The organism is Serinicoccus profundi (assembly GCF_008001015.1).
GTDB lineage: Bacteria > Actinomycetota > Actinomycetes > Actinomycetales > Dermatophilaceae > Ornithinicoccus > Ornithinicoccus profundi.
The window spans coordinates 12,353-27,932 of sequence record NZ_CP042862.1; the positions used below are offsets into that span (position 1 = coordinate 12,353).

At 64.7% G+C, this 15,580-nt stretch carries 8 protein-coding genes and 1 tRNA gene; 3 read left to right on the top strand and 6 right to left on the bottom strand.

Features of this window, described 5'->3' with window-relative positions; genetic code table 11:
• Window positions 1-23 precede the first annotated feature (23 nt).
• From FA582_RS16820 to FA582_RS00055, 3 genes are all read left to right on the top strand, one after another.
• A complete protein-coding gene (locus FA582_RS16820) occupies window positions 24-155 on the top strand; it encodes a DLW-39 family protein (protein ID WP_237707498.1) in 132 nt (43 codons plus the stop codon).
• Between the two features lie 72 nt (window positions 156-227).
• A tRNA-Ala gene (locus tag FA582_RS00050) sits at window positions 228-303 on the top strand.
• A gap of 102 nt (window positions 304-405) precedes the next feature.
• Window positions 406-1,212, top strand: a complete 807-nt coding sequence (locus FA582_RS00055; RefSeq protein WP_010147286.1) for an SDR family NAD(P)-dependent oxidoreductase — start codon at window positions 406-408, stop codon at window positions 1,210-1,212.
• Between the two features lie 413 nt (window positions 1,213-1,625).
• On the opposite strand, the gene FA582_RS17615 is transcribed toward FA582_RS00055, so the two are convergent.
• From FA582_RS17615 to FA582_RS00090, 6 genes are all read right to left on the bottom strand, one after another.
• Complete coding sequence (locus FA582_RS17615) at window positions 1,626-2,729, bottom strand: PD-(D/E)XK nuclease family protein (protein ID WP_147899693.1); 1,104 nt, start codon at window positions 2,727-2,729, stop codon at window positions 1,626-1,628.
• Window positions 2,726-4,012 (bottom strand): IS256 family transposase, encoded by a 1,287-nt coding sequence (locus FA582_RS00070; RefSeq protein ID WP_147899694.1) that lies wholly within the window; start codon window positions 4,010-4,012, stop codon window positions 2,726-2,728. The genes FA582_RS17615 and FA582_RS00070 overlap by 4 nt, the downstream gene beginning before the upstream one ends.
• A 138-nt stretch (window positions 4,013-4,150) precedes the next feature.
• Window positions 4,151-9,439, bottom strand: a complete 5,289-nt coding sequence (locus FA582_RS00075) for a DEAD/DEAH box helicase (RefSeq protein ID WP_010149358.1) — start codon at window positions 9,437-9,439, stop codon at window positions 4,151-4,153.
• 9 nt (window positions 9,440-9,448) lie between these two features.
• Entirely contained in the window at window positions 9,449-12,472 is a 3,024-nt protein-coding gene (locus FA582_RS00080; RefSeq protein WP_010149359.1) for a hypothetical protein, read from the bottom strand.
• A 354-nt stretch (window positions 12,473-12,826) separates the two neighbouring features.
• Window positions 12,827-13,588, bottom strand: a complete 762-nt coding sequence (locus tag FA582_RS00085; protein WP_141567780.1) for an SHOCT domain-containing protein — start codon at window positions 13,586-13,588, stop codon at window positions 12,827-12,829.
• 174 nt (window positions 13,589-13,762) lie between these two features.
• Window positions 13,763-15,259: a DNA cytosine methyltransferase gene (locus tag FA582_RS00090; protein WP_081480653.1), complete on the bottom strand. Its 1,497-nt coding sequence runs from the start codon at window positions 15,257-15,259 to the stop codon at window positions 13,763-13,765.
• Window positions 15,260-15,580 lie beyond the last annotated feature (321 nt).

The following is a 15,580-nucleotide window of genomic DNA, read 5'->3' on the forward strand; positions in this document are numbered from 1 at the left end:
GAGATCAGGAGTTGATCGACCAGATGAAGCGTCTTCTCATGATGGCCGCTGCGGCGGCTGGCCTGGTCGCCCTCAAGCGGATGCAGGACCAGCAGGCCGAGCGCGACCTGTGGGCCGAGGCCACGGACGACGTCCCCGGCCAGCCGGGTCAGTAGGACCCACCGGCCGCCGAGCTCGACTCCCGGATGACGGGAGCCAACGTGGCGCGGCACAAACTGCATACCTTAGGGGCCATGGCGCAATTGGTAGCGCACCTGCTTTGCAAGCAGGGGGTTAGGGGTTCGAGTCCCCTTGGCTCCACCACAGGTCAGAGGCCTTTCCCGGTATGCGGGAAGGGCCTTCGTCTTGCCCCGCTAGCCAGGCAGATGCGGCAGCCTCTCTGAGGAGGGGTGACAGGATGCAAGCATGAGCTCCCATCCCTCCCGCGGCGTCCTGGTCACCGGCTCCTCCCGTGGCGTGGGGGCCGCCGTGGCTCGCGCCTTCGCGGCACGGGGCGACCGGGTCGTCGTCCACTACCTGGGCAGCGAGACGGCCGCGCACGAGGTATGCCGATCCCTCCCGGGCGACGGGCATGCCGTCGTCCAGGCGGACCTGGCCGACCCGGACGCCGTCGAGCGGCTGGCGAACGAGGCGATCGGGGCCCTGGGCCGGGTCGACGTCCTCGTCAACAACGCGGCGATGCTCACCGCCCCATGGGAGGGCAGGGGCCGGCGCGGCGACCACCCGCTGGAGGAGACGTCATACCCCGAGTGGGTGGAGATCTGGCGGCGCACCCTGGAGACCAACCTGCTCGGCCCGGCACACCTGACCTGGCAGGTGGCCCGCCACATGATCGACGTGCCGCCTGCCGACGGCGTCCCCGTCGGGCGGATCGTCAACGTCGGCAGCCGCGGCGCCTATCGGGGCGAGCCGGACATCCCGGCCTACGGCGCCAGCAAGGCCGGCCTGCACTCCTTCGGCCAGTCGATGGCGCTGCGCCTGGGCCGGCACGGAATCGCGGTGACGTCGGTAGCACCGGGTTTCATCGAGACGGAGATGGCCGGGTATGCGCTGGCAGGGGACCAGGCGGCGACCACCCGGGCGCAGAGCCCGTTCGGCAGGGTCGCCCGTCCCCACGAGATCGCCGATGCCGTGCTCGCGCTCGCCGACCCGCGGGCGGAGTGGGCCTCGGGGGCGGTCCTCGACCTCAACGGGGCCAGCCACCTGCGCTGACACCTCGTCGGGCCGGTGGCGGCGTGCCTACCCGGCCGGTCTCATCCCCCAGCCGTCCGCCGAGCTGATGCAGTGCCTAGCGCGTGGCCTGACACGAGACCTGGGAGTAGACCTCCATCGTCATCGCGATCCTGCTGTGCCGCAGCACCGCCATCGCCACGCACGGGTCCAACGTCAAGCGAGACCAGCAGGCTCGCGCTTGTCCGCCGCGTGGCGTGGATCGCACTGGCAGCGCACTCGCAGGCTCGTTGACCCAGGCCTGGACGCGGCGGACAGACATTTCTCGAGCTCGCGCCGGCCTTCCGGGCCGACCACGGCCACACCCAAGCATGTATCGGAGACGCTGCCTTGGCCCCGCAGGCGAACCTGGAGACGAGGTCGGGCAAGCACGTGTCCCCTCCAAGGGGGGCGGGTCAGGTCTCTGGCCACGGCGCCACCAGCGTGTTCCATCGGGCCATAGCGGCGCCGCCCCGCCCCTCAATGTCGCTAGCAGCCCACCTCTGACCAACTGAGGCGCTGGCCGGGAGCGGAAAGGCGACCCAGCGGCTGTGCCCCTTTGCCCAGTCGGGCGCTAGGACCTCAACGTCCCAGACGGAGTGGCTCTGGCCGGCAACGACTGATCTTAGACGTGCTAGGCGCGCCGGCGGGCAGCGCCAATCCTGCTCGTACGCGTCGAAGAAGGCAGAGCACACCACACGGAACGGGCACGTGGAGCACGAGCTCTCCGCGGGCCGCGCCTCGAGATGTGCTCCTTGCGCGGCAGCGGTGAGAGACTCGAGCACGTAACGGGCGTGGTTCTCAGCAGCGTCGATCTCCGAGGGATCGACAGCAAACTCCTCGAGTTGACCGTCGGCCGTCTGAACAGCGGCCCGTGTGGGGAATTCACCCAACATGTGGCCCACTAGAGCGCAGTAGAGGAGCAACTGCCGCCGCTGCGAACCAGTGATGGCGCCTTGAAGCACCCCAGTCTTCAAGTCGACAACTCGCAGGATCCCGTCCACTCGCTCCACCAGATCGGGTCTGCCTACTAACCCCGACCCAGTCGGCGCCAACCACCGCTCGCGCCACGGAAGTGCGGGATGACTGTTGCTGTGCTTCTGACCCTTGACGAACGCCGGGGCCCGCATTTTCAGTGTGGGATCCCATACTGAGCGAAGTCTGGCTTTTGTTATCGCTGACCCGGGCCAGTTCTTCACCGACGGCGGCCGGGCGGGCCCCCAGTCGGCACTGAGGCCCTCCATCGCCGCCGCGGTCTCCTCCGCCCATACCGACTCGAACTCGACGCCCGTGCCCGAACGCGCCGCGACGGCGTGCGCCGCGATTCCTAGCGCGGCGCGAAGACCCGTGCGTCGCAGAGACTTGTATCGCAAGTCCCAACTGAAGCCTGCGCGCAGCGGACATTGGTCGAAGGCCCGCACGAGAGAGGCGGATACCTGGCCTCTGTCCTCGGGGTGAGGACAGTGCGTTGAGTTAGCCATTACGGAGTAATTGTCAAGACCTGTGGATCGGCGTGTCATGCGACGTTTTGCTGGCGTCCTGATTCCTCGGGTCGTTCGACGAGCTTGCCGCGCTCGAAGGTGGCGCCGGCGCGGACGAGGGCCACGAGGTGCGGGGCGTTGACCGCGCGCCAGCGTCGTTGCGCGGACTCGATGAGCTTGAACGCCATCGCGATGCCCGCGGCGCGCGAGCCAGGACCCTTGGTGACGCGCTGACGGAGGCGGACAGTGGCGAAGGTCGACTCGATCGGGTTGGTCGTACGCAGATGCACCCAGTGCTCGGCCGGGTAGTCGTAGAACTCCAGCAGCACGTCCAGGTCGTCGGTGATCTTCGCGGCCGCCTTGGGCCACTTCGTGCCGTAGTCGGCGGCGAACGCCCTGGCGGCGGCCTCGGCGTGCTCGCGGTCCTCGGCGTTCCAGATCTCGGCCAGCGCGGCCTTGGCGCCGGGCTGGGCGGACTTGGGCAGGGCGTTGAGCACGTTTGCGATCCGGTGGAACCAGCACCGTTGCTCGCGGGTGGTGGGGAAGACTTCGCGCAGCGCGGCCCAGAACCCTAGGGCGCCGTCGCCGACGGCCAGGACCGGAGCGGCCATGCCCCGGCGCTTGCACGAGCGCAGCAGGTCGGCCCAGGACTCGGTGGACTCCCGGTGCCCGTCGTCCAGGGCGATCAGTTCCTTGGTGCCGTCGGCGCGGACCCCGACCATGACGAGCAGGCAGACCTTGTCCTGGGTGAGGCGGACCTTGAGGTGGATCCCGTCGACCCACACGTAGACGTAGTCGGTCCCGGCCAGGGAGCGCTGGTTGAAGGCGAGGGCCTCGGCCTGCCACTGCTCGGTGAGCCGGGTGATCGTCTTGGCCGACAGTCCGGCCGAGGTGCCGAGGAACTGGGTCAGCGCCGGTCCGAAGTCGCTGGAGGACAGACCGTGCAGGTAGAGCAGCGGCAGCACCTCGGCCATCTGCGGTGACTTACGGGCCCACGCCGGCAGGATCGCCGAGCCGAACCGCTTCCGCTCACCGGTGGCCTCATCGATCCGGCGGTCGTCGACCCGCGGTTGGCGCACCGGGACCGCGCCGGCGGCCGTGGTCACCTCTCGGGGTGCGTGGTACCCGTTGCGGACCACCAGCCGGTGACCGTGCTCGTCGACCTCCCCGGCGAACCGCTCGACGTAAGCCGCGACCTCGGCCTGCAGCGCGGCCGCGAGCATCTGCCGGGCGCCGTCACGCACGATCTCATCGAGCAACGACCCACCGTGCACGGTCGCGTCGACGTTGGACTCGGTGTTCTCCTGGACTACCTTGAGCATGGGCGTACCTTCCCGAGCCGGCGCTCCAACGCCGACCCTGATCAGAACTTGTATGGGCTTCAGATCTTGCTCGGGAGGTACGCCACTTTCACGTCACCCCGCCGAGAGCCATCCACAGGTTCTGATCATTGCTCGCCATTACGCGAGAGCGGGCCAGATCGCCAACGGGTTCAGACGGAACATGCGGAAGTCGTGCCACTCGACCCGCTCGAATGAATTCGTCGCGAGGACGTGTGCCTCCGCCTGCTGATCCGTGAACCAGTCGAGTTCGAGCCGCCAGAGGGGGTGCGCAAGCAGTACGCACGAGTCGTTCCGCGTTACCGCTGGGATGCCGCCAATTACTGTGGTCGTTGCCCCGCCTAGCGCCCGCGCCGCCGGTTCCAGTGCTACGAGGTCTGTGGGCAGTGACCGGTCAGTTGTCAGGGGCTCTCCGGCGACGAGTTCCAGGAGGTCTAGGGCAAGTCGCCAGTCCAGGAATGCATGGCGACGTGAGTTGTCGTACGAGCGGAGGCAGTTGGGGCAGGACTGGTCGCAGGCCTTCCCATGGGGACTGATCTGCCACCGCTGGATGGCGTCTGACAGCGTCTTGATCAGGAGCGGCTCGAAAACCTCTGGCCTGCCGAGCTCGGCCGCGTAGCCGGCACCGTTCTCCGCGGTGTCAGCAACATAGAGGGCGGCTGCCACTTGGGACTTCGCGTCCGGCTCGTCGACGGCTGTCAGTGGAACCCGGACCGGGATCAGACCAACCGTCAGCTCACTTGGGTCAACGTCGAGGACATCCTTCGCGCCGCGGCGAATGAGCTCGGCAAGCGACGTGTAGGCCGCGCGCCCAGACGGTTGCTCCCGCAGGCCCACAGCACCGGTGGGCAGATTCAACCGCTTCGGAGTGATCACGAGCGCATCCGTGACGCGAATCTCGCCGATAGCGTCGATGGTCGCTGCGCCCGGCTGGCCCTGTGCAGCGAGCACGGTGCCGTCGTTGTCCTTGGTGAAGGAGAACCCGCGCCCGAAGTTGTCGTTCACAGTCACTAGGCGCGTTTGCTCGAATAGTTGGATGTCGACAGCACGAAGTTCGTACGGCTCGGGTGAGGTTCCATCGAGCGACAGTTCGGGCGATCCCGCGCCAGATGGCATATCAGTGTCATCGCTGTAAGGACGAGGACGATAGGTCGTCCGAAAGCCGCGCGGCTCATAGACGGCGAGCCGTGTGAAGACCTCGTTGCAGGCTCTGCAGTGTTCACCTGTTGGATCGAGGTCGCTGCGTCCGCATCGCTCGCATCGCGCGAGACTTCTAGGCGATCCCAGCGGGTCCAGCGCTTCGACCCACTTTCCTGCCGGTCGGTAGCTAGCGAAGCCCGCCACTGTGTGCACCAGTCCGTCCTTGACTACCTCGGCGCCGGGCGAGAAGGAGGAGATTGCCATGTCAAGAGACCTGTCCGCAACAGTATGCGTCTCCAGCCACGAAGTGCTCTTTATGGTCGTGTCCCATAAGTTTCGCACCCGCGTGGGAAAACCGAACATCGGCAGAAGGCCGTACCTCGCCAGGGCGGCACTGAGTTCCGTGTCCGCCGTGCCGCTCTCCTTGACCACGACCTTGTCCACTTCGGCGACCAGTTTGTGGCGGACCCAATCCACGATCTCGTCGACATCTCGGGTCGAGAGCGGCGTGAGTGCGGAAAGCCGTGCAGCAATAGGACGCACCAACCGTTCGTCGGAAAGGAATCCTGCGATTGACCCACGATACCGGTGCCACTCCTCCATCTGCCCGAACGTTCCGTGGTTGCTCGTTGACTTCCATCTGGGGCTATCAGGCACCATTCTGAAAGCCTCCCTGAGAACTTCAGCAGCGACCACTCGCTGGACAATCCGGCGTCGAGTCAAGTCAAGGAAGGGCTGAGGCGGCAGGTCCCCGGTGATGCGGTCAGCGCGTTGAAAGTAGTACTGGTCATGGCTTCTGTCGCGGCAGAGAGTCAGGGCATAACTGAATGCCTGGCCGCCGCGCCCGGCTCGGCCAACTCGCTGCTGATAGTTGAAGCGCTGCGGCGGCATGTTGGCCATCATCGTGGCGCGCAGGGAGCCGATGTCCACTCCGACCTCCATCGTCGTGGTGACCGACAGCACGTCGAGCTCATCTGGCAGTCGGTGCTCGTTGAGGGTGAAGGCCCCCTTGAATCTACGCTGTCTGCTCCGCTGTTCGGAGACGGGCTTTGTCTGTCCGCTGAGTTCGGCCACAGCCATCCGCCGAGGCGGCTGATGAGCGAGCCATGCGTAGTAGTCGGTGAGCTCCTCGTCCCGGTCCTCCCTCACGAGGGCTGGTCGGTGGCACTGCCGGTTTGCGCATACGCCAGCGCTGGCTTGCAGGTGTACGTAGTTGCATGCCGTGCAGCGCCACTGTGCTCGATCGCCCGGGACAACAACCAGCGTGCTTGTCGCGCTGGCAGTCTTCAGGAGCCAACCTGCGACTGCTTCTAGACCGGCAGGTGATGACATGAGGCGCTCCACCTGGGCGATGACGTCGACGGCCTCCACCCCAAGGTGGGCCGCTACGGCTTCCAGATAGCGGCGCACGCCAGGTGGAGGCACTGCCTCTGGCTGAACCCCTCCCGCGTTGCTCTCCTCGTACCGTTTCAGAGTGCCGAGGATGCGTATCACTGAGGAAAGGACTTCCGGTTGCCTGTCGTCGTCGAGGGGCCCCTCTGTGGCCGGAAGCCCGGCGATACCCAGCCGTGCGATTCCTACCGACTCAAGGTCTCGGCGAGCCCGGTCGAAGAAGGCCTCAACAACCGACGCCCGAAGGTGACGCAGTAACTTCTCCTGACCTTGGACGACCGGTGGCTTCGGCCAGGCGCCTGGTGATGGCGGCGGGAAAGCTCGGTACCAAGGTGTCTTAGCGTGGTGACCCTCCTCAAGGTGGCGGTTCCACGGACTCGTTCCGCCAGGGTTCGCCCCAAGTGCAACCAGCACCCGGGTCATTCGCGCGAACATGTCACCGATGGGCACCTCTGCCCTTCCGCCCAGCTCGCCGTACGCCTCATCCAACGCGGACTGCAGTTCCGGGGCTAGGGGTTGCCCCATCTTCTGCATAAGCCGTCCCAGGCGAGCCTGACCAAGCCCCTGGGCCATAGCGATGTCGTCACTCATGGCATCAAGGACCGCCTCAGGGTCCGGTTGACGTGTGATCTCCTGCCGCAGGACCTGACGCACGAGGTCACGGTGGTGATTGCGGCTGACACCGGCTGCAGTGCGCGCTGCGTCGTTACGACTGTCAGTGAAGACGATCGTCTTCGCGTCCGTGATCGCGTCCCGTCCCTCACGTCCTTCGGCGAGAGAGCGGATCAACTGGGACAGATACAGTTCCGTAGCTGCCGCGAGTCCGGAGGTGTGAGCCCGGATAGGAGAACGGACTCGTCCCGCCTTGAAAGCTTCGCCGTCCTGCTGTTTCGCATCGAAGCCGCATGAGGGGCAACGGGTAGGCAGTGCCGGGACGCGATCCGCCTGTTCAGCATTGCCAACGGATACCCCCACGCCGCTTGGACTGCCCGCATGTGCGTCATCCACAACGCCAAGGGCGGGCTCCCAGTTGACGGCCTTGAACGCGAACTTGAGACCGTGCGCGCTCCACTCCTTGCCCAGCGGCAACAGACCGGGTCTGTACCAAGCGAACTGGTCTCGCGCCCTGAGGAAGACGGGCTTCCCGCTCTGACCTTCGGTCGTGGGGGTCGGCCCGAGGAGGGTCTGGTCTCCCTGCTCACTGAGCACGAAGCCACCCAAGGAAGCGTCCCCACACTCATAGCAGTACAGCAGTTCCAGGACGCGGCTCCCGCAGTGCGTGCAGGTATTGGCAGGCGTGGTGTACAGCGCCCCGATCACCCGCCCTGGAGCAGTCTCGACGCCTGAACAACTTGGGTTTGAACATGCCCAGATCCCGCGAGGCGTCCTGACGAACAGGTGCGCGCGAACGGGAACGAACGTCCCTCCGTCAGCGCCTTCATCCGGCTCAAATGTTGCGAGTCTCTCAAGCACTTGTGCCAAAAGATCGTCACGATCTTCTTCGTCGGGGAACATCCGTTCGGCAACCGTTTCGAGATCAGTCGCTCGCAGACGGCCCGTGCCCTGTTCCGCACACTGTGTCGCTACGAGTCGAGACACCTCGTCGACCGGACGAGACCAGTCCGCGACCTCATGTCGCGTTAGCGGCCTAACAGGCTCAAGCCTCACCTGCTCACCCGGCTCCAGATCGAACGACTCGGCTGGCACACCGAAGAACTGCTCGAGGTAGGTCAGGCCGTCTTGTGTGGCGTCGAGGGACGCGGACGTACCGATGACCCGAAGTTGTGGCGACGTGGGATCCAGGCCGAGCCGACGAAGCAGAGAACGGACGACCATCGCTACCTCGCTGCCCTGCGTTCCGCGGTAGAGATGCAATTCGTCAACCACCAGCGTGAGAACGTTCTCACCGTCCGAGCGGAGCCATTCCGCGGTCTGGTCGAACATGGGTGCCTCGAACTCACGCATCATGATCGTGTTGAGCATCGAGTAGTTCGTGATAAGGACATCTGGCGGGCTAGCGATCATGTCCCACCGGGTTAGCATCTCCCCGGATCGGGGATCCTGAAACTGGCTGAGGTCGATGTAGTCCTCGGGCGAGCCCGCCTTCTCGGCCTCCTCGTTTGCCTGCAGCAGGGCGGCGTGCTCCGCCTCAAGTTGTCGCAGGCTGGCCGCAACCGCCTGAGCTGCTGCCTTGCTTCCAGGCTTTCGCCCGGGTCCTTCGGTTATGCCGGTGTAGCGACCAAACCAGATGGGCGTTTGTGGCTCCTGCTCGCGCAACACGCGCACCGCGCGGCGGAGGCGCGTCATCTGGTCCTCAACGAGGGCGTTGGTTGGGTACAAGATGATCGTCCGCATCGCCGCTGGCCGGGTCTCCGCGTGTCGGATGGGAGTCCATTGCGGATCGGCGGCCGACCACCACCAATTGCCGCTGTACTGACTGCCCCACTTCCTCGACTCCTCGACGATGCGGAGGAGCACCGGCAGGAGGAAGGACTCCGTCTTGCCGGAGCCGGTTCCGGAAGTGACGACGACATTCCGGCCGTGCCGGGGATCGAGGGTCTTCCGAATGGCGTTCGCCTGGTGCTGGCGTAGCCTTAAGGCCGGTGGGTCGACACCCGGGAACACCGCTTCGGCTACTCGTCGTGCCGTCTCCGCCCCTATCCCAACGTCCCTGCAGACGTCGAGCATCGGCTCGATGTTCGCATACGGCACCACGGGCTCGAGCAGCACCTGACCCACCAAGGCTCCCGGCTGCTCGAGCAGTGCGCGCCGCTCCGACATGAGGGACTCGTCCGCCAACCAGAAGGCAGTGTCGAAGTACCGGAGGTATGCGTTCCGAAGCTCATCGGCGAGGCGCTTTGGGTTTGTGGGCTCCATGACTGCCACCTATCGGGTGAGAAGGGAGACGAGCAGGTCCGCCTGCTGGGGTGTGATCGATGGGTACAAGAGGCACCGGCGGTTGTTCTCCCCCGTAAGGCGCATCTGTCGAGGCAGCGTCCCGCTGGCAAGGACGACGGCGCGGCCGTAGAGTCCAGGCAGATCGCAGCCCAGCGGCACGATGACGCCTTGGCGTTTGGGCAGATAGGCGACCAACGAACGGCCCAACGCGTTTGCAGCCAGGTACTTCACCAGATGCACGGGCCCTTGCATCGTTGAGCGCCGCATCACGTCAGCCTCCGAACGAAACACATGAATGCGCTCAAACCCTCGGGTTAGGCGGTATGCGCCAGGGTGCGAGACGTCACTCGTCTGGACCCACGAGGCAGATGCCACGTCAAACCTTTCTGCCTGGGTGAATCCCGGCATGGGCACGCGCGGGTAGGCCCCGGCGACAGCAGAGAGAGCAGGCAAGGCGTTGAGGAGACTGGTACATGGATCATGAACCACGCATCCGGGCTCTGGGTCCACCTCGACGGCCCCGACTTCGATGCCCTCGAGCAGCCGACGTGTCGGCTGGTCCTCGGTTCGTTCCTCTCGTAATCGCAAGCCTGGAGCAGCGAAACGATCCAGCAGTTCAGCCACGCTGGCCTCCGGCCAAAACCCCACGAGCTCTAGGCACCTAGTGCCCCTAACCACCAGACAAGATGGCGAGATCTCCCACCGTTGCGGAGCACCAAGTTCTGACCGCTCGACGGCGATATGCCCAAGGAGTTCCATCCGTATCGGGAAAGCGCTTGTGAAGAGCGCGCTGCCATCAATCTGAGAGGCAACCGTAGAAAGAGCCTCGGCGGGACCACCACCAAGATGCATCAGCGCATCGAGCGCCGCGTCCCAGAGCCTGATGCTGTCTGTCTCGATCGGTGGCAGGGCGTCGACGTCGACGTGCATGCCATTACCGTCAGCATTCTTCTTCTGACCGTGCTTGGGTATCCATCCGGGAGATCGCTTAGCAAGGCCACAGAACTTGCAGACCCCTGCGATGTACTTCGGCTGCCAGCCCCCCATGAATGTGGGGTATTCCAAGTAATGGGCCCCGGTGATGACGCAGGAATTAGGCTCCGCAGCCCCCACCCTCACGATAGGGGGCGCAGAGGCCGCATGATTCGAGGACCAGTCGACACGTCTCGGCGCCGTAGTAGGCTCATCGGGCAGCCAGGGGGTTGTACCGACGGCGAGAGCACCATCAATGAAGACGTCGGGCACTCCGTCCGGATCCATCTCTGGTGCTGAAAGAGCGCCGATCGGACCGCCTTCTTGGGATAGGTCGTACACAAGACGGGGCGCGAGGCTCCATGCCGAGTCCACCTCGTCCGCTGAGCGCAGACGTACGGTTGCTCGCTGGAGCGGGGCTTTGGCGCTGCCTGCGTAGAGGGCGAGGCTGTAGTCCCCGATCGCGAGTCTCGCGTCCGTCAGCGGCACGACCAGGGCGCCCCCCTCTGCCGTCCAGGAGTGCAGTTCGTCCTTGAGGTTCTCGGCGTCAGAGAGCACGATCTTCAGTTCCGTATCGGATTCTACCGACGCCCTCACCTCCGGAGGCGATGCAACCGACCACTTTCGAATACGCGACGGGATCCGCATTCCGCCAGCGATTGTGAGCTGGTCGCGAGCCAGGGGCACTAGCTCGTTGTAGGTGCCGGGCCCCGGCGAACCGAAGAGTTGGACACCGGCGATCAAGGTCCAGCCCGATGGGAGCCCGTCCATTGACGTCACAACTGCGAAGCCGGGGCGCGCGCAACTTCTGAGCGCCTTCTCGACCCCCGTCACCAGCGCACCTCCCTTGATGCTCGCCCGCACGAGGAGCATACTTTCGACGTTCAGTTGTAGGCGTTCTGTTTCTACATAGGCTGCCTGAAGCTCGTCGAACACGAGGGGCACGATGCTGCGTGGATGATGCGTGAGCAGGCTCTCTGGGCGTTCGGCTTGCTTCATACGAACCACACCTTCAAGCACCGAACTCACATCGATGCCGCTGGAGTAGCTGGTGCGCCACACGTTCGCGACAGCGGGGACGAGACCGACGGGCATCCATTCTCCGCCTTCACCCTCGACGAGCACGCCGGCCCCGAAGGTGTCGTCAGCAGCGGCTCTTAGGGTGAGTGCGAGGTCCAAACTCTCCCCCATGAATCCGCGACGGAGCTGCGCCATCAAGCCGATCCGCTGCAGAGCCGGCGCGCTGCCAGCCTCATGAGAGAGGACCGTACCGTCCCAACCTGCTAGCTCGACAGCCGCGACCGCCGAGATGCGTTCACGCGCAGAGCCCTTCTGCCACAGTTTTTGCAACGCCGCCGACATCGGACAGGTCTCGCTTCCGAACCATGCGTCCAGGTAGCGCTCCACCGCCTCGGGAGCCAGTTCTGTACCTGCTGGCAGACCGTACTGCACGAAGAACACAGGGAACTTTCGCCTGTCGCCGGCACGAACGAGAGCCTGCGAGAGCGGCAGTCCAACGTAGCGGTAGGACAGCGAGTAGGCGGTGGGCGTACCTCGGCGTCCTTCAAGGCCCTCGAGCCAGCGGTTCAGGTCTCCCCACATCTGTTCCGCTCGGTGCGTGTACTCCCAGCGGACCTCCTGGGAGTCCGCAGGGGCCCGGAGCAGGGTGCAGAGCCGCGCGTAGTAGTTGTTCTGGTTGAACCCGTCGTCGGCGGCTCCCATCGCCTCCGCGGCCAGCACGGTGATGGCTTGGAATGGCAGCCAGGGTGGCGGCAGATCCTGAGTGAGGGATCTGCGCCATCTCGATGCCTGCTCGGCTAGCCGAGTCAGTGAGAACTTGCCTTCCAACACGGTTACCCCGAGTACAGCGTCCCGCAGACCCTCTTTTGCCGGTCCTTCCCATCCCGCTGCTGATGCGATGTCGTGGAGGTCCTCCTCCTCCACGTCAAGATACGCGGGTACGGCCTCGCTTCTGAACGGATAGACGACTTCCGCAATTGCTTCCGCCCACCGCTGGTACTCATGCCACGCACCATCCATTGGTCCTCCTTACTTCAGCACGGGCCGGTGCTACGTGCCTGTTCGAACTGCTCGTCTCATGCCGGGAGGCAGCCAACCCGGTGTGGCCGTCGTCAGGGCTTCCCAGCACGTTCAGCTGCAAGCGAAGCCCTTGAGTCACTCCACTTGCCGACGCAGTGGCAATCGAACCAGCTACCTTTGCAACCAGGACGTTCCAAGGGTGTTGCCCCCTTCTGGCCGCATGTACGCGTAGGCCGTCCTACGCTCTGGCTTGCTATGGCCTGGATGTGCTGTGTCACCACATCGTGACAATGCACCAGAGATGCACGTTCCCGAGTGTAGACATGCCTGTGTCCCAGTCAACCATGCACCTGCCTAGGAGCCGAGCCCCGTTAACTTGTTGACGAGTGCCTCGAACTGTTCTTTGGTGATCACACCGTCCTCGCGGAGCTTCTTGGCCTTCTGGATCTCCGCGACGACCGACTTGTCCTCAGATGCTGCTGCTGCCACGTCGGTAAACATCGCGCGAAGCCTCGGGAAGTTGGAGTTATCCACGATGATGCGCACAGCCTCCAGGCTGGGGTCCTTGACTGCGGCTCCCGGGTTATCCGGCATGGCGAACGGAATGAGGCACTCGGGATGTTGGGAAGCGAAGGCCGCAACCACAGATTTTGCTAATGCTGTCGAGTCTTTACGCCACTCAACTAGGTCGCGGACCTCGCGGTGGTGCTCAGGATGAATGTAGGTGATTCCGGGCAGGTTGGGAGAGAGAAATACTGTCGGCGTCACTAGGCCGGCACCTGGCCCACCTTGACCATTGGTGATGGTGAATTTGCCGATCCTTGAGTACGATGTCTTGACTGACCAGAGGCCTTTCGTATCGCTGAGAACGCTCGCGGTGTCGTGGCCGTCAGCGTTGTGGCCGTCGGGGAGTGTCACCAGGTTAGCCCGATACGCGGCGAGGGTAATGATCCACTCGCCGATTCCGCCGGTTATGAATCGAAGCCCACGGTCTGACGGGTTGTAGTTTTCCACAGCCAGCCCGTATGCCCACTCAAGTTCAGTCCTAAGCATCGGATCGTTGACGAACGCTTGGCGCAGAGCGTCGAATTCGGGTGAGCCGCTGTTGGTGACCATGACCAAAGGCTAACCAGTGCTTGACGGGCCGCGTTGAGGGCGCCCGTGGACGGCCGACGTCGACCAACCGAACTACAGACTTGAGGAGTCAAGGCGCGCGTGAGTTGCCCCGCGAAGGACGTCAGCGGGGTGGGATGCTTGCCTGCAGATCGAGGCCCCGACCGCGGGCCCACATCAACTGGCTGCTGTAACTGCCCAGGGCGAAGGTGCGCTTGCGCTGGCTAGTGCCATTGCAGACTCGCTCAAGGCATCTACGGTCGGGTTGAGGGCCGCATGGAGCACTGAGTTCACTAGGCGAGGGGGCAATTCAGATGCGTCCCGTTCCACGTGGGCGCGGAAGACGTGCCAGGCGGCGCCTACGGCTACACCATTGCCGACCTGCTTGTATGAGGCTTGGTCGCGCTGTCCCTTGAAGGAGAAGGAGCGGGGCAGGCCCTGCAGGCGCGCGGCTTCGTGCGGGGTGATGCGGCGGCGCCTGCTGCCAATCACGGACGTCTGGGTGATCGCGACGAGAGCGGGCAGGTAGGTCGGCGCCTTGGCGCGGATGCCAGATGGCCGGAAGTGCATGACGGTGTGCCATAGGGACCGGGTGCCCTGGGCCTGCCACTCCAACTTGCGGCGCGACTCCGGGAACGACGAGAAGTGCAGGTTCGCCTTCCTCCAATCGTGGATGATGTCGCGGTGCTCGTCGTAGAAGCGTGCGTTCTTGATGAGGATGTCGGACTTCCAGCGGGGCAGTGCCTCGAGGACGATGGGATCCCAGGAGCGTTCCGGTACCCAGGCGTCGGCCCAGAGGGGAAAGCCTGGGAGACGCACGCCGCGGGCAGCCCACATGCGCTGTACCAGCTCGTCCCAGGCATCGATCCAAGCAGTCTGGTCTGCGGTCAGTGCGTACCTGTCGCGGTCGGGGATGGAGGAGTCGTCGTCGAGGATCCAGTCGACGTCCCACTCATGGACGTTCCAACCGTCTACAGGGCCCCGAACCACGGTGGGTGGTACGTCTGTCTCAGCCAGGGCTCGCTCAGGGCCGACGTAGGTGCCCAGGATGAAGACGCGGTCGCGCACCTGTGGTGTGCCCCCGCGAGAGGGTGGCAACAAGTGAGGCGAAAAGACCGAGGGTGTGGCCGAGACCCGGTAGCCGATCTCGCGAAGCGTCTGGATGATGACTTCCCACTCGTGCCGGTGTCGTGGTCCGGCGATGTTTCGCACGTTCTCGAGCAGGACGACTCGTGGCTTGCGCTCCTCGAGGATGCGGGCGATGTTCCAGAAGAGGGTGCCGCGGGCCTCGTCCATCCCCCGCTGGTAGCCCGACTTGGAGAACGGCTGGCAGGGGAATCCGGCCGCGAGGACGTCGTGCTCAGGCACGTCCACCGCCCCGGCCTCGGGTGTCGCCAGGTTGATGTCAGTGTTGATCACGGGACGCTGGCTGGCGGGTAAGGGGTCCACCCAGTTGCGCACGTAGGTCTCACGCGCCTCGCGGTCGATCTCCGAGACGTAGACGCAGTGGCCGCCGGCGTGGTCGAGCATGGCATGGAACCCGCCGATCCCGGCGAAGAGGTCCACATACCGGAACGCTGTCGAGACGGCCACGCCCCCCAGCTTAGCTGACGGATCAGCTGAGTCAAGTCCACGCGCCGGGCGGCCGAAGTCCAGCGGGAGCGCATCGTTCATCGGCACACCTTCCTAGTTCGCCGCACCCAGGGTGGTCAATGGTGCGTCCGCCGACTGTCCTGCGAAGTTGATCGCTTCTCGAGGGCGAGGCTCGTACCTGTGGATACCACGTGCCTCCGAGGCATCCGTGTGGATAAAGGTCCGCAGCACCTTAAAATCATACAAATGTTCGACAGTAGCAGGCCTAGGCGCGCGGAGAAATTTCCCAGAAGAGTGCTGCAGGGGGGGACGCAGTCGGCGCGATCCGGTCTGCTCTGCAACTTCTTGACCTGCAAGGATGCATCCTCGCATACCCAATCAGTGGACGTTGCAAGCACGGGT

Bases quoted from the DNA above. Each gene is read 5' to 3' on its own strand.
- FA582_RS16820 (WP_237707498.1), top strand. From the start codon at position 24: ATGAAGCGTCTTCTCATGATGGCCGCTGCGGCGGCTGGCCTGGTCGCC.
- FA582_RS00055 (WP_010147286.1), top strand. From the start codon at position 406: ATGAGCTCCCATCCCTCCCGCGGCGTCCTGGTCACCGGCTCCTCCCGT.
- FA582_RS17615 (WP_147899693.1), bottom strand. From the start codon at position 2,729: ATGACACGCCGATCCACAGGTCTTGACAATTACTCCGTAATGGCTAAC.
- FA582_RS00070 (WP_147899694.1), bottom strand. From the start codon at position 4,012: ATGCTCAAGGTAGTCCAGGAGAACACCGAGTCCAACGTCGACGCGACC.
- FA582_RS00075 (WP_010149358.1), bottom strand. From the start codon at position 9,439: ATGGAGCCCACAAACCCAAAGCGCCTCGCCGATGAGCTTCGGAACGCA.
- FA582_RS00080 (WP_010149359.1), bottom strand. From the start codon at position 12,472: ATGGATGGTGCGTGGCATGAGTACCAGCGGTGGGCGGAAGCAATTGCG.
- FA582_RS00085 (WP_141567780.1), bottom strand. From the start codon at position 13,588: ATGGTCACCAACAGCGGCTCACCCGAATTCGACGCTCTGCGCCAAGCG.
- FA582_RS00090 (WP_081480653.1), bottom strand. From the start codon at position 15,259: ATGAACGATGCGCTCCCGCTGGACTTCGGCCGCCCGGCGCGTGGACTT.